At 71.2% G+C, this 16248-nt stretch carries 12 protein-coding genes and 1 riboswitch; of the genes, 3 read left to right on the top strand and 9 right to left on the bottom strand.

Features of this window, described 5'->3' with window-relative positions; genetic code table 11:
* Nucleotides 1-84: 84 nt before the first annotated feature.
* Nucleotides 85-1572 (top strand): NAD(P)/FAD-dependent oxidoreductase, encoded by a 1488-nt coding sequence (locus AB0F17_RS06470; protein WP_358017197.1) that lies wholly within the window; start codon nt 85-87, stop codon nt 1570-1572.
* 21 nt (nt 1573-1593) lie between these two features.
* Here AB0F17_RS06470 and AB0F17_RS06465 read toward each other — a convergent pair whose 3' ends face one another.
* From AB0F17_RS06465 to AB0F17_RS06445, 5 genes are all read right to left on the bottom strand, one after another.
* On the bottom strand, nt 1594-2640 hold the full coding sequence (locus AB0F17_RS06465; protein WP_358017194.1) for a low specificity L-threonine aldolase: 1047 nt from the start codon (nt 2638-2640) through the stop codon (nt 1594-1596).
* The gene (locus AB0F17_RS06460; protein ID WP_358017191.1) at nt 2637-3266 is read right to left on the bottom strand and encodes an SDR family NAD(P)-dependent oxidoreductase; all 630 of its coding nucleotides are present in this window, start codon (nt 3264-3266) and stop codon (nt 2637-2639) included. The genes AB0F17_RS06465 and AB0F17_RS06460 overlap by 4 nt, the downstream gene beginning before the upstream one ends.
* Nucleotides 3263-5371, bottom strand: coding sequence for a DUF6421 family protein (locus tag AB0F17_RS06455; RefSeq protein ID WP_358017189.1), 2109 nt, complete (start codon nt 5369-5371; stop codon nt 3263-3265). Before AB0F17_RS06455 ends, AB0F17_RS06460 begins: the two co-directional genes overlap by 4 nt.
* Before the next feature lie 88 nt (nt 5372-5459).
* Nucleotides 5460-6977: a serine/threonine-protein kinase gene (locus tag AB0F17_RS06450; protein ID WP_358017186.1), complete on the bottom strand. Its 1518-nt coding sequence runs from the start codon at nt 6975-6977 to the stop codon at nt 5460-5462.
* On the bottom strand, nt 6977-8491 hold the full coding sequence (locus AB0F17_RS06445; RefSeq protein WP_358017183.1) for a hypothetical protein: 1515 nt from the start codon (nt 8489-8491) through the stop codon (nt 6977-6979). The genes AB0F17_RS06450 and AB0F17_RS06445 overlap by 1 nt, the downstream gene beginning before the upstream one ends.
* Nucleotides 8492-8598: 107 nt before the next feature.
* On the opposite strand from AB0F17_RS06445, the gene AB0F17_RS06440 reads away from it, so the two are divergent.
* Together AB0F17_RS06440 and AB0F17_RS06435 are read left to right on the top strand one after the other, a co-directional pair.
* Nucleotides 8599-10626, top strand: coding sequence for a hydantoinase/oxoprolinase family protein (locus AB0F17_RS06440; protein WP_358017180.1), 2028 nt, complete (start codon nt 8599-8601; stop codon nt 10624-10626).
* Complete coding sequence (locus tag AB0F17_RS06435) at nt 10623-12410, top strand: hydantoinase B/oxoprolinase family protein (protein ID WP_358017177.1); 1788 nt, start codon at nt 10623-10625, stop codon at nt 12408-12410. Before AB0F17_RS06440 ends, AB0F17_RS06435 begins: the two co-directional genes overlap by 4 nt.
* Before the next feature lie 146 nt (nt 12411-12556).
* Here AB0F17_RS06435 and AB0F17_RS06430 read toward each other — a convergent pair whose 3' ends face one another.
* From AB0F17_RS06430 to AB0F17_RS06415, 4 genes are read right to left on the bottom strand one after another with little or no spacing between them, the layout of a single operon-like run.
* Nucleotides 12557-13258 (bottom strand): adenosylcobinamide amidohydrolase, encoded by a 702-nt coding sequence (locus AB0F17_RS06430; protein ID WP_358017174.1) that lies wholly within the window; start codon nt 13256-13258, stop codon nt 12557-12559.
* 10 nt (nt 13259-13268) lie between these two features.
* Nucleotides 13269-14084 (bottom strand): ABC transporter ATP-binding protein, encoded by an 816-nt coding sequence (locus AB0F17_RS06425; protein ID WP_358017171.1) that lies wholly within the window; start codon nt 14082-14084, stop codon nt 13269-13271.
* Nucleotides 14081-15079, bottom strand: coding sequence for an iron ABC transporter permease (locus AB0F17_RS06420; protein WP_358017168.1), 999 nt, complete (start codon nt 15077-15079; stop codon nt 14081-14083). Before AB0F17_RS06420 ends, AB0F17_RS06425 begins: the two co-directional genes overlap by 4 nt.
* A gap of 14 nt (nt 15080-15093) precedes the next feature.
* The gene (locus AB0F17_RS06415) at nt 15094-16050 is read right to left on the bottom strand and encodes an ABC transporter substrate-binding protein (RefSeq protein ID WP_358017165.1); all 957 of its coding nucleotides are present in this window, start codon (nt 16048-16050) and stop codon (nt 15094-15096) included.
* A gap of 71 nt (nt 16051-16121) precedes the next feature.
* A riboswitch (cobalamin riboswitch) is annotated at nt 16122-16242 on the bottom strand.
* Nucleotides 16243-16248 lie beyond the last annotated feature (6 nt).

Raw genomic sequence — 16248 nt, 5'->3', positions numbered from 1 at the left:
CGCAAGGGCGCGAGACGGGTTCAGGGCTGCGGTGAGCGCGTGCGCGCGCGAAGCGAGGGTGCGCGAAGCGAGGGCGGGGCCGGGATGAGTGGCGACGCGGTGGTGGTGGGGTCCGGGCCGAACGGGCTCGTCGCGGCCATTCTGCTGGCTCAGGCGGGGCGCGAGGTGGTGCTGCTGGAGGCGGCCGACCAGTTCGGTGGTGGGCTGCGGTCGGCGGAGCTGACGCTGCCTGGGCGGGTGCACGACATGGGTGCGACCGTGATGGCGATGGCGCTGGCCTCACCCGCCTTCCGGGAGCTGGGTATCAGCGAGTCTGCGCCCAAGGAGCCCGACTCCAGGGACCCCGGTCTCGGGGCGGCCGGTCTGGGGGCGGCCGAGGTCAAGGCGGCCGGTCTCGGGGCGGTCGAGTTCGTGCATCCCGAGGTGGTCGTCGCTCATCCGCTCGACGATCGCCCCGCCGTGCTCGTGCACCGCGATGCCCGCCGTACCGCGGCCGGGTTGGGCAGGGATGCGGCGGTGTGGCAGGCGACGGTGGGGGCGGCGGCGCGGGCCGGGTTGCCGCTGGTCGATCTGATGCTCAAGCCGCTCGGGCCGTGGGAGCCGAGGCCGCGGGCGTTCGCGCAGGCGGCCAGGTTCGGGGTGGCGGCGGCGCTGCCTGTCACGACGCTCGCGCGGCGGGCGTTCAGGACCGTCGAGGGGCGGGCGGTGCTCGCGGGCATGGCCGCCCATTCGATGCTCGACCTGCGCTCGCCCATCACGAGCGGGTACGGCCTGCTCCTGGGCGCCCTGGCTCATCTGGTGGGATGGCCGGTGGTGAAAGGCGGGTCGCAGGTGCTGGCCGACGCGCTGGTGGCCAGGTTCAGGGCGTTGGGCGGGGAGGCGGTCAGCGGGCACCGGGTACGCCGGCTGAGGGAGCTGGACGCGGAGACGGTGGTGCTCGATGTGACCCCCCGGCAGTTCCTGGCGATGGCGGAGCTGCCGGCGGGGTATCGCAGGGGGCTGGAGCGCTATCGGTACGGGCCAGGGGTGTTCAAGCTGGACTGGGCGCTCGACGGGCCGGTGCCCTGGCGGGATCCGGCGGTGGCGGCGGCCGGCACGGTGCATCTCGGGGGGACGCTGGAGGAGATCGCGCTCAGCGAGGCCGAGATGGCTCGCGGGCGGCACTCACCGCGGCCGTACGTGCTGCTCGTGCAGCCGTACGCGGCCGATGACAGCCGGGGCGGGCATACGTTGTGGGCCTACTGTCATGTGCCGAACGGGTCCCGAGTCGACATGACGGACGCCGTCGAGGGGCAGATCGAGCGGTTCGCGCCCGGGTTCCGCGATCGGGTGCTGGCCAGGCACGCGATGGGGCCCGCCGAGTTGGAGGCGGGCAATCCCAACCTGGTGGGTGGCGACATCGGGGGCGGGCTGGCCAGTCTGGGGCAGTTCGTCCGGCGGCCGGTGTGGTCGGTGGCGCCCTGGCGGACGCCGCTGCCGGGGGTGTTCCTCTGCTCGGCGGCCACGCCGCCCGGGGCCGCGGTACACGGCATGGGCGGCTGGCAGGCCGCCCGCCTCGCACTCAACCGCTGAGCCCCTCAGGCCCGGCGCGCGTCAGCGCATCTCCTCCCAGATGGCGGCCGCGAAGGCGTCCACATCCGCTTCCGTGGTGTCGAAGGCGCACATCCACCGCACCTCCCCCGTCGCCTCGTTCCAGGTGTAGAACCGGAACCGCTTCTGCAGCCGCTCCGTCACCTCACGCGGCAGCACCGCGAACACCGCGTTCGCCTCCACCGGCCGCGGCAGCTCGACACCGGGGATGTCGCGGACCGCCGCCGCCAGCCGCCGCCCCATGGCGTTGGCCTGGCGGGCGTTGCGCAGCCACAGGTCGCCGGAGAGCAGCGCCTCGAACTGGGCGGACACGAACCGCATCTTCGACGACAGCTGCATGAACGTCTTGCGGAGATAGTCGACGCCGGTGGCCGCCTCGGGGTTGAGCACCACGACCGCCTCGCCGTACAGCATGCCGATCTTGGTGCCGCCGAAGGAGAGGACGTCGACGCCCGCGTCGGTGGTCAGCGCCCGCATCGGGACGTCGAGGGCGGCGGCGGCGTTCGTGAGGCGGGAGCCGTCGAGGTGGACGAGGAGCCCCCGGTCGTGCGCGTGGGCGCAGACGGCCGCGATCTGCTCGGGGGTGTAGAGGGTGCCGAGTTCGGTGGTGTTGGAGATGGACACGACGCGCGGCTGGGGGCGATGGACGTCGCCGAAGCCCCAGGCCTGGCGGTCGATCAGCTCGGGAGTGAGCTTGCCGTCGGGCGTGGGTACGGTCAGCAGCTTGATGCCGCCCACGACCTCCGGCGCGCCGCCCTCGTCGGTGTGGATGTGGGCGGTCTCGGGGCAGATGACCGCCTCCCAGTGGGCGGTCATGGCGCGGAGCGAGACGACGTTCGCGGCGGTGCCGTTGAACACCGGCCACGCCTGCGCCCGCTCGCCGAAGTGCCGCTGGAAGACCTCGCGCAGGGCCTCGGTGTAGACGTCGTCGCCGTAGGCGATCTGGTGGCCGCCGTTGGCGTCGGCGATGGCGCTCAGGATCTCCGGGTGCACCCCCGCGTAGTTGTCGCTGGCGAAGCTTTTGAGCTGAGGGTCGTGCCGGGAGATCACTGAGCGAGGTCCAATCGGGTGCCGTTGAGCTGGGCGGCGGGCCGGTCGTAGAGGTCGCCGATCGCCTCGGCCAGCGTATTGACGTCGGTGAACCCGGCAAAACGGGCGTCCGGTTTGGCGGCCCGCATGGCGTCGTTCACCAGGGCCTTGACGACCAGGATGACCGCCGCGCTGCCGGTGTCCTTCAGGGCGTCGGCGAGGGCGAGGGTCCACGCCTCCGCGGCCGCCTTGGCCGCCGCGTAGGGGGCGCCGCCCGCCGTGGGGTGCTCGGCCGCCTTGGCGGAGACGATCACGAACCGGCCGTTCGGGCTCTTGCGCAGCAGCGGCTCGAAGGCCAGCGAGACGTGCTGGAGCGTGCGGATCAGCAGGTCGTGCAGGGCGTCCCAGTCGTCGAGGTCGGTCTCGGCGAACGAGTTCGCGCCGCGCCAGCCGCCGACCAGGTGCACCACCCCGTCGACGTGGCCGTGCTCGGCGGCGATCCGGTCCGCGAGCGCCTGTACGGCCGCGCGGTCGAGGAGGTCGACGTCGCCCCTGCCGACACCGATCACCGTGTGCCCATTTTTCCGGAAAAATCCGGAAACGGCCTGGCCGGTGGGCCCCCCGGCACCCGTAACCAGAATGATCATGCCCGGATCCCCCTAGTCGATTCGACCACTTCGCCCAGCTTACGGCGCAGTGCCTCGTAGAACATGCTCAGCGGGAACTCGTCCGGCAGCACCGCGTCCACCTTGGCCTTCTGCTCCTCCGGCAGCGCCTGGATCCCCTTGGCCCAGGTCGATCCGGGGTTCGGCTCGACGTACCCGCTCACCAGCTCGTACGCCGCCAGCCAGTGCGCCAGCTTGGACCGGTCGATGCTGTCCCGGTACAGCTTCTCGACCTCGCCCCGCAGGTCGGCCACGCCGCCCGCCACGCGCGCCCAGTCGACCGTGAGCCGGTTGTCGGTCCACCGCACCACGTCGTTGCGGTGCAGGTACGCGAAGAGCAACTGCCCGCCGAGCCCGTCGTAGTTACGCACCCGCTCACCGGTGATCGGGAAGCGGAACAGCCGGTCGAACAGGATCGCGTGCTGAACGTAGCGCGCGTGCGGCACGCCCTTCTCCTCCAGCCGTACGGCCTCGCCGAACGCGGTCAGGTCGCAGCGCAGCTCTTCGAGCGAGTACAGCCAGTACGGCATGCGCTGCTTGATCATGAACGGGTCGAACGGCAGGTCACCGTGGCTGTGGGTACGGTCGTGGATCAGGTCCCACATGACGAAGGTGTCCTGGGCCAGCCGCTGCGACTCCAGCAGCCGGGCCGCGTCGGGCGGCAGGTCGAGCTTGAGCGTCGCGGTGGCCGCCGTGGCGACCCGCCGGAACCTGGCGGCCTCCCGGTCGGCGAAGATGCCGCCCCAGGTGAACCGCTCGGGCGCCTGCCGTACGGCGACGGTCTCGGGGAAGAGCACGGCCGAGTGGGTGTCGTAGCCGGAGGTGAAGTCCTCGAAGGCGATCGGCACGAACATCGGGTTGTCGTAGCCGGACGACTCCAGCTCGGCCAGCCAGTCCGGCCAGATCGTGCGGAGCCAGACGGCCTCCAGGTTGCGGTCCGGGTTGCCGTTCTGGGTGTACATGGGGAAGACGACCAGGTGCTCCAGGCCGTCCACCCGCTGGGTGTCGGGGTGGAACAGATCAAGGGAGTCCAGGAAGTCCGGTACGCCCAGGTCCTGGGCGATCCACTTGGTCAGGTCGTCGCGGACCGCTGCCAGGTAGGCGGCGTCCTGGGGGAAATATGGCGCGATCTCGGCCAGCTCGCCGCCGATCGTGGTCACCAGCTCCTTGGCCCGGGGCTTGTCGGCGGACACCGAGCCGTCCTTGACCTGGAGCGGGCGCAGCTCCTCGACCGTCGCCTTGAGGTCGGCGAACAGGCTCGCCTTGCGCTCGTCCCGGGAGACGGCGGCGCTGTCGTCCGGCACGCGGGCCGCCCAGGTGATCACGTTCCCCCACAGCGCGCGGTGGTCGTGGTCCTCGATCGAGTCGTCGCCGAACAGGTCCGAGTCGGCGAACACGACCACCCGGCCCCGCCCGTGCCGCACCGCGACGGCCAGCGCCGCACCCGCCGGATCCGCGCTCGCCGAGCTGGCGAACAGCACGGTGGCGTCCACCCCACCGGCATCGCGACCGCCAGCGGCGCGACCATCAGCGGCCGGATTCGCGAGGGTCAGCACGCCGGAGCGGTAGAAGCAGGCGGCCTTGACCCCGGCCAGCAGCCCGTCGCTCGTGACCCGCTCGCCGAGCACCCAGGTGGCCACCCCGCGGTGCGCGTGGCCGGGGTCCCGCACGGTGGTGTGCTCGACGCCCACCCCGAAGCGGCCCAGCAACTCGGCCAGGTTGTTGCCGTACTTGTCCTGCTCCTCCTCGGCCAGCACGACCAGCCCGCCGCCACCCGCCACGAACGCCTCCACGGCGTCGATCTCGGCGGCCGAGAACACGGGACTCCCCTGCCCCGTGGTGCGCTCCCACCGCTCCCCCGACGGATGCGCGATGACCAGGACGTCCTGCTCCTGGAGCGTTCCCGCGTCCAGCGGGCCCGCCAGCCGGGCCGTCACCGTGTGCCCCAGACGCCGCAGCAGCTCCGCCGCGCGGGCGTAGCTGTTGTCGTCGGGGTGCGCGGGGTTGATGGCCTCCGCGACATCACGCCGGATGGTCCACGACTCGCTGTGGGCCTCGTCGAAGAGCACCCTGGGGAACGCCTGCATGAAATATCTCCCGCCATATACGCCTTCTAGCGGAAAATATACATATAGCCCAGCCAAAAACCGACAATCTAGTCCGCATGGTGAGATGTCAGGAGAGGTGGACGCTCTGCCTGACGCGGCCCTGGGTGGTGTCGTCGCAGCGGTTCTTGGCGCAGAAGTAGAGCACCAGCACCGGCTTGGGCCGGCGATCGATGACGTAGCTGACGAAGCCGAGCCGGTTGCCGCTGTTGCGGTCGCGCAGGGAGCCGTCGTACCGCGTGGCGTCGCTGTCGCCCGCCCGGTCGGGGACGGGCTGGTCCACCACGATCTCGCCGGGCAGCAGCCCTTCGAGCATGGCCTTCATCTGGGCGGCGGTCGCGCTGGCGCTGAGCGCGTCGGAGACCTGCACGTAGACGCCCACGGCGTTGTCGGCGTCGCCGGTGATGACCTGGTTCACCGCGGTCCAGTCCGCGGCCGCGCCGGAGACGAACATCCCCTCGAACTCGGAGGCATGCGGCGAGGCCACCGCGAACAGGTCGCCGTGTGTCTTGACGGTCCAGTCGGCCGGGTAATCGAAGGTGAGCGGGGCGGCGGTGGTGCTCTGGTAGCGGGCCCAGGAGTCGCCCTTCTGGGTCATGACGATCAACACGACCAGGGTCAGCGCCGCGATGGCCGCGATCAGCGTGGCCACCACGAGCGGCAGCCGGCTCGGGCGGGCGGGGCCGCCGGGGTCGGCTTTCCGGCGCTGGCGTCCGGCCGTCGGCTGGGTGGGAAGGGGCACGCCGGGCTGGCCGCTGATCGCGTCGCGCAGCGCGGTGACGAACGCGGTGCACGACGGGTAGCGCTGTTCGGGCGACTTGGCCAGCGCCCGCATCATGACGCCGTCGACCTCGATCGGCAGCTCCGGCCTGACCTGCGACAGCGGCGTGGGCTGCTCGGCCAGGTGCGCCCAGAGCAGCGCGATGTCGTTGTCACGCGGGAACGGCAGCCGCCCCGACAGCGCCTCATAGGCGACGCAGGCCAGCGCGTACTGGTCGCACCTGCCGTCGATGTGCTCCTTGTTGATCTGCTCGGGCGCCATGTAGCGCGGCGTCCCGATGAACTGGTCGGTCTGGGTGAGCCCGGAGATGGACGTACGGTGCTTGGTGATGCCGAAGTCGGTCAGGTAGACGTGGTCGCCGGCCAGCAGGATGTTGGCCGGTTTCACGTCACGGTGGATCAGGTCGTGCGCGTGCGCGGCGTCGAGCGCGGCGGCCACCTGGGCGACGATCTGGTTCGCCTGCCCGATCGGCAGCGCTCCCCGGTCGTAGATGAGGCGGCGCAGGTCGAGCCCGTCGACGTAGCGCATCGCGATGTAGAGCACGCCGTCGGCGTCGGCGTTCGCCTCATAGATCGGGATGATGTTGGGGTGTTCGATGCTGGCGACCGTTCTGGACTCCAGGATGAACCGCTGCCTGAACCGGTCATCGACGCTGAGCACCGGGTTGAGGATCTTTAACGCCACCCGGCGGCTCAGCCTCGGATCGAGCGCCAGGTAGACGACGGCCATGCCGCCCTTACCGACGATGTCCTCGATGTAATAACCGGCCACCTCCTGGCCCACGAGCGATCTGTCATTCACCGGCATCACGTCTCGATGGGGTGGCCGCAGTAACCGCAGAAGCGATGCGCGGCCCCCAGCCGCATTCCGCACGCGGTGCAGTATTTGACGGACGGCTGGTCCTGCTCGGTGAGCACCTGCTGTTGCTTCGGGATCACCTGGAAGGGCTGCGACCTGCGGACCACGACGGTCTGGTTCGCGCCCTCGTCGAGCGGCAGTGGCGGTGAGGTCGGCGCCGACGATACCGCCGCCGCTGCCGCCGCCGCGACGAGTGGCGGTGGCTGGTCCGGTTTCTCCTCAGGAGTACGGCGGCGCCGCCACAGCAGGAACGCCCCGGCGGCCGCGGCCACGAACAGCACCGCGGCGGCGACGATGAACGGCCAGAGCGGCATGCTCCGGGGCGCCGGTGCCACGGCCTGCTTGCTGCCCGCGTCCTCCGGGCCGCCGCGCTTCTGCAGGGAGGTCTTCAGCAGGTTCGCCGCCACCACGTTGCCCGGGTAGAGCTCCAGCACGCGCTGGAAGCCCGGTGCGGCCTCGGTGTAGTACTTGGTGTGGTAGCGGGTCAGTGCCGCCTCGAACGCGGCGTCGATGGCGCCACGGCGCGGCGCGACCCCGGCCTTGGCCAGCGCGGCGACGATCTCCCTGACGCCGATCATCCTGGCGTCCTTGCCACCACCGATGAGCATGCCGATGACGTGGCCGTCCTTGTCCCCGATGACCGGCGCGCCGCGCAGGCCGCGGTCGGTCAGAGCGCCGAGCTTCGCGGGCTCGTCGACCTTCTTCTCCGGGTCGGAGAACTGCCGGCCGGTGTCCTGGCCACCGCCGCCGCCCTTGCCCAGATGCGCGATCTCCACCGTCTCCTTGACGTTCACGCCGGGGCGGTCGGTGAACCCGGCCACGTTGGTGGGCGAGCCCTGCTGGTCGGGCACCTTGTCGGCGAGGGGGGCGGTGGGCATGCCGACGCTGCCGACAACGCGGCCCGAGGGGATCAGCACGGCCGGGCTGTCGGGCGTCGCGCCGACCTTGACGATGTCGGCCTTGAGGCCCTTGGGGTCGGCCGGGGAGACGTTCGGAAATATCGTGACGTTGGTGGTGACGTTGATGATGCAGGTCGACACGCTGGTCTTGGGCGGGTAGCACTCTTTCAGGTGATGCTGAAGCAGGGGATCCTTGAGCTTGTGCCGCTTGTAGTCGAGCGGGATCTTCACCTTGTGGTGCTCGGCGTAGATCTTGTTGGCGGCGTACACCGCCACGTCGTTGTCGGTCTTGACCACACGGGTGAGCGTGACGACGGCACCCTCGGGATTGACCACGATGCCCGTCCCCACGCCTATGGGGATGTCGTAGGACCGTTCCACATGCAACAGCTCGCCCACGTGATCGAGCAGAGTGATCTCGACGTGAGAGGAGGCTTCCACGCGCACCACGGCCGGAGTCACCAGGTCGGTGATCCCGCTGGGGTGCTCGTGCGCTGCCGCGGGCAGTGCGAGCAGCACGAGTGTCGCCGCGACACCTCCGGCAAGAGCTGTGAGACGCGCCATCTCCGCTCCCATTTCGCAGTTATTAGAAATAAGGGTCCCAATCACCCACCGGAAGTCAATAGATGAGCTCGTAGACAAGCGCTTGCTCGGACGTCTACGGTACCTGAATGGGCTACGCGATCGGCGTCGACGTGGGCGGAACCTTCACTGACGTGGTCCTGCGCGGTCCTTTGGGCGAGGTAACGGTAGCCAAGTGTTTGAGCACCCCCTACGACCCCATCGTCGGAATAGCGAACGGTGTTACACGAGTACTCACCGGCGTGGACCCCGCACTGGTCACCCGGGTCGTGCACGCCACCACGCTGGCCACCAACGCCGTGCTCGAACGCAAGGGCGTGCGGGTGGCCTATGTCACCACCCAGGGCTTCCGCTCGGTCATCCCGCTGGGCCGTTACGCCCGGGTCGAGGAGGACCGCTACGACCTGCGCTTCACCCCGCCGCCCCCGCCGGTGGCCGCGGGCGACTGCTTCGAGGTGGTGGAACGGGTGTCGGCGCGCGGGGTCGTACTGACGCCCCTCGACCTCGATTCGGTACGGCGGGCGGCGGCCGAGATCGCGCGGCGGGGCATCACGTCGGCGGCGGTGTGCCTGCTGCACTCCTACGCCAACCCCGCACATGAGCGGCAGGTGGCCGCGATCCTGCGTGAATCGGTCGAGAACGTGGTCACCTCGTCCGAGGTGTGGCCGGAGATCCGCGAATACGAGCGGGCCACGACGACCATCATGTCCGCCTATATCGGGCCGATCATGGCCTCGTACCTCTCCAAGCTGAGCGAACGGCTGGCCGCGTTGGGCGTGCACGCGCCCGTCCACGTCATGGAGTCGAGCGGTGGCGTGATCTCCGCCGAGCTGGCGGCCAGGCGGGCGGTCGCCATGATCGAGTCCGGCCCGGCGGCCGGGGTGCTCGCGGCCGCGGGCAGCGGGTTCGCGAACGTCATCTCGTTCGACATGGGCGGGACCACCGCCAAGACCTGCGTGGTGCGGGACGGGCGGCCGGAGATCACGCACGAGTTCCACGTGGGCGGCAAGGGCAGCTTCGGCGGGCGGCGGGCCGGGACCGGGGTACCGATCAAGACCCCGGCCATCGACCTGGCCGAGGTGGGCGCGGGCGGCGGCAGCGTCGCCTGGCTGGACGCCGCGGGCGCGCTACGCGTCGGCCCGCACTCGGCGGGCTCCGACCCCGGACCGGCCTGCTACGGCCTGGGCGGCTCCGAGCCGACGGTGACGGACGCGAACCTGGTGCTCGGCTACCTGTCCTCGGCCTCGATCCCGCTCTCCGCGCCGCTCGCCGACAAGGCGCTGGACCGGCTGGCGGGGCCGCTCGGGGTGTCCAGGGCGGCGGCGGCGCATGCCGTGCACGAGATCGTCAGCGCCTCGATGGCGTCGGCCGTGCACGTGGTGACCGTGCAGCGGGGGATCGATCCGCGTGGGTACGCGCTGGTGGCGTTCGGCGGGGCGGGGCCGATGCACGCGGCGCGGGTGGCGGAGCGGTTCGGGATCGGGACCGTGGTGGTGCCCGCCCACTGCGGGGTCGCGTCGGCGGCCGGGCTGCTGGTGGCCGACCTGTCGACGGACCGGGTGCTGTCACGGCTGGACGCCGCGGATCCCTCGGAGGTGTTCGGGGCACTGGCCGCGTCGGCTGCGGATGATCTCGGGGTGTCGCCGTCGGATCCCGGGGTGCGGGTCTCCCGGTCGGTGGACGTGCGGTTCAAGGGGCAGTCGCATGATCTGACCGTGGCGTGGAGCTCGGCGCGTGCGGAGCTGGAGGCGCGGTTCTTCGAGAGGTACGAGCAGGTGTACGGGATCTCGCAGCGGGGCGAGGTGGAGATCGTCAGCTACCGGGTCCGCGTCACCCTGCCCGCCACCGACGGCCCGGCGGTCACGCAGGTCCCCGCCGCTGCCTCCGGCCCGGTCGGGGCGCGGCTCGCGTACTTCGCCGAGCTGGGCGGATACGCCGAGGTGCCGGTGCACACCCGGGACACGCTGGCGGTGCTGTCCGGCCCCGGGATCATCGAGGACGCCGAGTCCACGATCGTGGTGCCGCCCGGGTGGACCGCCGCACTCGGCCCGGCGCGGGCCGTACACCTGACGAACTCGGCCGACGCGGGCCGGGCACCTGACCGAGGAGCCGCATGAGCAGTGACGTGCTGACCGCCGAGGTGCTGCGGAACGCGCTGGTGGTCGCCGCCGAGGAGGCGAGTATCGTCGTCGTGCGGTCGGCGTACTCGACGTTCATCGTCGAGGGGTCCGACGCGTCCGCCGCCGTCCTGGACGCGCGCGGGCGGCTGATCGCGCACTCCATGGCCACCACGCTCATGAACAGCATGGCGCTCAAGGTCGCCCTGCCCGAGCTCATCCGGGACGTGCCCCTGGAGACGATGCGTCCCGGTGACGTGTACGTGCTCAACGACGCCTACCGGGGCGGCGTGCACACCAACGACCTGCTCGTCTACCGTCCCGTCTTCGTCGGGGACCGGCCCGCGTACTTCGCCGCGACCATGATCCACGTGTCGGACCTGGGCGGGCTGTCCGCCGGTGGCATGGCGCCGCTGGCCACCGACATCTTCCTCGAAGGGCTCCAGCTTCCTCCTGTACGGCTGGCGACGTCCGGCGGTCTCGAACCGGCCGTGGAGGCCATTCTCCGGGCCAACAGCCGTACACCGGACAAGGTCATGGGCGACGTGCGGGCGCTCGTGGCGGGCACCGCGGTGGCGGCCGCCCGGGTCGGCGCGCTGGTCGCGGAGTACGGCGCCGAAGGGCTGGCGGCGGGGATCGACGACTACCTCGACTACACGGAGGCCAGGACGCGGACCGCGCTGGCCGACCTGCCCGAGGGCCGTTTCGAGGCGTCCTACCCGATCGACGACGACGGGATCGATCACGAAAAATCGCACTACATCCGGGTTGCCATCACCCTGGAACACGACCCCTCCGAGGGCGCCGGACAGGGCGGCTCGGCGGGCGTCGAGCCGCAGTCCCCCGAGGTGATCGCCGGGGTTCCCGAGACGCGGGTTCCCCGGGTTCCCGAGGTGCGGGTTGTGGTGGATTTCGCTGGGACCGGGTCGCAGGTGCCGGCGGCGATCAACGCGTCCGCGTCGCAGTCGCTGGCCGCGGCCGTGTTCGCGGTGCGCTGCTTCCTCGATCCGACCATTCCCATGAACGACGGCTGCCTGCGCGCGATCGAGGTGCGGCTGCCGGAGGGGTCGCTGCTCAACGCCCGCTCCCCCTACCCGTGCGGCGGGCGGTACGTGCCGATCTACGCGGCCATGGAGGCCATCTTCCAGGCGCTGTCGGACGCCGTCCCGGAGCGGGCGATCGCGCCCAGCGGCATCCTCCAGCCGTTCTCCATCGCGGCCGTCAGGGCGCCGTACTGGATCCACCTCTCGTACGACTTCGGCGGTGTCGGCGCGCGGCAGGGGCTCGACGGGCCGGATGCGACGGGCGTGCACTTCGGCATCGGCCGGAACTCGGTGCCGCAGGCCGAGCCGGTGGAGAGCCGCTGCCCGCTGGTCGTCGAGTCGATCGAGACCATCCCCGACTCCGGCGGCCCCGGGCGGCATCGCGGCGGGCTGGGGTCGCGGACCGTGTACCGGTTCCTGGCGGACTGCCATGTCACGACGCGGGGCGACCGATTGCGTCTGGCCCCGCCGGGACGCGACGGCGGGCTGCCGGGGCGGCTCGGCGGCTTCTTCAAGCGGCACCTGGACGGGGCGGTCGAGCGGCTCGCGTCGAAGGTGAACAATGTGCGGTTCGCCGCAGGTGAGGCTTTCGTGGTGGAGACGACGGGCGGAGGCGGAATGGGCTCCCCGTACGAGCGGGACCACGAAGCGGTGCTCGCCGACCTCGCCGCAGGCCGCGTCACCGAACAAGGCGCCCAGGAGGACTACGGCCTGACGCGCCACCCAGATCCGGTGAGCTAGGTGGAGGTAGGCGCGGTGAGCCGGGCCCGCTGAGGTACACGCGGTGAAGGGTGTCCGGTGAAGTAGGCGCGGTGAGCCGGGCCCGCTGAGGTACGCGCGGTGAAGGGTGTCCGGTGAGGTAGGCGCAGTGAGCCAGGTACGGCGAGCTAGGTGCGGGGGTGCCAGGAGGCCGCGCCCTGGTGAACGGCGGAGTGGACGGCGCGGGCCAGGCGGGCGCCCCAGGTCGAGCGGGGGCCGCCGAAGAGTTCCTCCGGGCCGTCAGCGCGTACGGCCAGGCAGAGGGCGTCCGAGGCGGTGCCGGTGCACGGGAAGCCCGCCTCGATCAGCGCCTGCGACTTGGCCTCCGTCATCGTCATCACGGCGTTGACCAGGGCGGCATCGGTCATCGCGACCGGCATCACGGCCATCAGGTTGATCGTCCCCACGGGCGGCCTGGTGGCGGCCGTCTCGATGGGCATCGGAGTCGGCCCGGGGTCGGCGGCGGCCGGCTCGGCGAGCATCGGGGCCAGTTCGGGGTCGGTGGCGCCTTCGGGGGCGGCGGCCCAGGTGGGGACGCGTAACCCGACCGTGGCCACGACCTCCACCTCCCCGTCCACCGCCCGCGCGTACCGCTCCACCGAGGCCGCCGTCATCATCCCCACCCCGAGGCCGTCAGGCCCGAGCTCGCGAAGGTGATCGACCGGGTCCATCCGCGAGTAGCCCGCCACGACCTGCGCGTTCAGCACCCACGTACGCGCCCCGATCCCCCCGCCCAGCAGCGCCGAGGAGACCATCCGCCACCCCGGCCCGAACTCCCACAGCAGCGACCCGAGCCGCACCCCGTCCTCGACCCGATACGCCAGCTTCACCAGACTCCCTTCACGAGATCCCCCTGACCAGGTGCACGACGGGCCGCCCGCCGGGACCGAGTGAGATCTCCACCCGGGCGTCGAAGTGCGTGCCGACCAGCGCCTCCGTGAGCACCTGTCCCGGCTGCCCGGCGGCGACGGCCCGGCCGCCGGCGAGCAGCAGGAGCCTGTCGGCGTACTGGCCGGCGAGGGTCAGGTCGTGCAGCGTCGTCACCACGGTCAGCTCGTCGGCGAGCCTGAGCCGGTCGACCAGCTCCAGCACCTGCTGCTGGTGGCCGAGGTCGAGCGCGGTCGTGGGCTCGTCGAGCAGGAGCGCGGGCGCCTGCTGGGCCAGCGCTCTGGCCAGGACCACGCGCTGCCGTTCGCCGCCGGACAGCTCCCCCAGCCGGCGCTCGGCGAACTCGGCGAGGTCGAGCCGTTCGAGCACGGACCCGGTGACCTCCCGGTCGTGGCGGCTCTCCCTGCCGAGGTAGGGGATGTACGGGGTGCGGCCGAGCAGGGCGTAGTCGTACACGGTCATGTCGGGCGGCAGTGAGGGCGTCTGGGGCGCGTAGGCGACCAGCCTGGCCCTGTCCCTCGGCCTGAGGGTGCTCGCGGCCCGGCCGCCGACCGTGACGTCGCCCCGGTGGGCGACGACGCCCATGACGGCCTTGAGCAGGGTGGACTTTCCGGCGCCGTTCGGGCCGATGATCGCCAGCCATTCGCCGCGCCGTACCGCGAGATCGACGTCGGTGAGCACCTCCCGCTCGCCGAGCCGCACCGAGAGAGCGCTGGTCTCGATCATCCGAGCAGGCCGGGCCGCTGCCGGCTCAGTGGTGCCGGTCATGTGGCGGTCTGCCGGGTCATGCGCAGGATGGCCACGAAGAACGGCGCGCCGACGAACATGGTGACCACCCCGATGGGCAGCTCGGCGGGGGCGATGACGGTGCGCGCGATCAGGTCGGCGAGCACGAGGAAGGCGGCGCCGCCGATCAGCGACAGCGGCAGCACGATCCGGTACGAGCCGCCCGCCAGCCGCCGGACCACGTGCGGGATGACAATGCCGACGAACCCGATGAGACCGCTCACCGCCACGGCCGCCGCAGTGGCCAGGGACGCGGCCAGCAGGACCGCCAGCCGTACCCGACCGGCCCGCACGCCCAGGCTGCTGGCCTCCTCGTCCCCCACCGACAGCACGTCGAGCATCCGCCCGTGCGCGAGCAGCAGCACCGAAGAGACGACGGCGTACGGCAGCACCAGCCAGAACTGGTCCCACCCGCCGCCCACGTCGCCCAGGATCCAGGAGTAGATGCGCTGCAGTTCCTCGACCTTGAACTGCTGGATGAACGTCTGGATCGCGGTGAGGAACGAGGTGACGGCCACCCCGGCGAGCACCAGCGTGGCGGTGCCGCCCGCGCGCCCGGCGGTGTTCCCGAGCACGTACGCCAGGAACACCCCACCAACGGCCCCCACGAAGGCGGCCACTGGGATGCCGACCACGGGGGTCGGCACCAGCACGATGACCACGGTGGTGGTCAGCCCGGCTCCGGCGGCGGCGCCGAGCAGGTAGGGGTCGGCCAGCGGGTTGCGGAACACCCCCTGGTAACCGGCCCCCGCGATGGCCAGCAGCCCGCCGACCACGGCCGCCACCAGCACCCTGGGCAGCCGCAGCTCGAACAGCAGCCCCTGCTCCACGGGCGCCAGCCCCGAGTCCACGTGCACGTACGGCAGCCAGTCGACCGCCTGGAGCACCACCTGCCACGGCGAGATGTCGGCGGCCCCGCCGAGCAGCCCGGCGACCATGGAGACCGCGAGCACGCCCAGCGCACCCGCCGTCCACATCGGGCTGGACCTCACTAGCGGGTGGCCGCCTTGCCGACCGCGTCACTGATGGTCTGGGCCAGGTCGACGACGCGCGGGCCCCAGCGCGAGGCGATGTCGTCGTCGAGCTGGATCACCTGGTCGCCCTTGACGGCCGACAGTCCCTTCCAGCCGGGCCGCTTGGCCAGCGTGTCCTTGCTCTGCTGGCAGCACTTCACGTCCGCCAGGAAGATCAGGTCGGGGTCGGCCTGGGCGACGAACTCCGCCGACAGCTTGGGATAGCCGCCCGCCGGGTCCGGCGCCTTGTCGGCGATGTTGGTGAGGCCGAACATGCCGTAGATCTGCCCGATGAACGTGCTCGACGTCGCCGCGTAGGGGGTCTGGTCGAGTTCGTGGTAGTAGGTGAGCTTCTTGTCCTTTGGGGCGTTCGCCGCGAGCTTGTCCAGGGCCGCCTTCATGTCTGTCACGACTTGTCCGGCCTTGTCGGTGTTGCCGGTGGCGGCGCCGAGGTCGGTGATCTCGTCGTAGGCCTCGTCGAGCTTGGTGGCGGCCGGTTCCAGGAGGACCGGCACGTTCAGCTTGCCCAGCTCGGCGACGATCTTGTCGATGTCGTTGGAGACGATGACCAGGTCGGGCTTCTGGGCGACGATGGCCTCGACGTTCGGCTTGAAGCCGGACAGGTCGGTCTTGGGGACGCCGGCCGGGTAGTTGGACTGGTCGTCCACCGCGATGACCTGGGGGCCCGCGCCGATGGCGAAGAGCGTCTCGGTGTGGCTGGCGGAGAGCGAGACGATCCGCTCCGGCTTCTTGGCGATGGCGACCTTGCCGTTGGCCGCCTCGACCGTCACGGGGTAGGCGGTGGAGCTCGTCGAGCCGGCGGAGGTGGCTGAGCTCGCGGGTGACGGGGTGGTGGTAGTGCTGTTCTGGCCGCATCCGGTCAGAACGAGCGTTCCCAGCAGCGCGCCCGCGAAGGCCGTGCGTACGGGCCTCACGAGAAGTCCTTTCACACTGTCGGAACCGAGAGACCCGCTGAGAGCGACGGATCACCCTTTTCCACGAGGGTTGATGACGTCAGCGCGGAGGCAGGCGACCTGGCTATGACAGTTGCGGGACAGCGCCGGACTCGCACCGGACTTCGCTGCAACTCTGCGCGTCGGACAGACGCTATCAATGCTCCAGTTGGACGCTAA

It is taken from the genome of Nonomuraea sp. NPDC026600, assembly GCF_040638335.1.
In the GTDB taxonomy this organism is placed as follows: Bacteria; Actinomycetota; Actinomycetes; order Streptosporangiales; family Streptosporangiaceae; genus Nonomuraea.
This window is presented reverse-complemented; position numbering and strand designations above follow the sequence as displayed.

Coding starts and splice junctions, on each gene's coding strand:
- AB0F17_RS06450 (WP_358017186.1), bottom strand. CDS start 6,977: ATGCCGGTGAATGACAGATCGCTCGTGGGCCAGGAGGTGGCCGGTTAT.
- AB0F17_RS06445 (WP_358017183.1), bottom strand. CDS start 8,491: ATGGCGCGTCTCACAGCTCTTGCCGGAGGTGTCGCGGCGACACTCGTG.
- AB0F17_RS06440 (WP_358017180.1), top strand. CDS start 8,599: ATGGGCTACGCGATCGGCGTCGACGTGGGCGGAACCTTCACTGACGTG.
- AB0F17_RS06455 (WP_358017189.1), bottom strand. CDS start 5,371: ATGCAGGCGTTCCCCAGGGTGCTCTTCGACGAGGCCCACAGCGAGTCG.
- AB0F17_RS06435 (WP_358017177.1), top strand. CDS start 10,623: ATGAGCAGTGACGTGCTGACCGCCGAGGTGCTGCGGAACGCGCTGGTG.
- AB0F17_RS06470 (WP_358017197.1), top strand. CDS start 85: ATGAGTGGCGACGCGGTGGTGGTGGGGTCCGGGCCGAACGGGCTCGTC.
- AB0F17_RS06425 (WP_358017171.1), bottom strand. CDS start 14,084: ATGACCGGCACCACTGAGCCGGCAGCGGCCCGGCCTGCTCGGATGATC.
- AB0F17_RS06420 (WP_358017168.1), bottom strand. CDS start 15,079: ATGTGGACGGCGGGTGCGCTGGGCGTGCTCGCGGTCTCCATGGTCGCC.
- AB0F17_RS06460 (WP_358017191.1), bottom strand. CDS start 3,266: ATGATCATTCTGGTTACGGGTGCCGGGGGGCCCACCGGCCAGGCCGTT.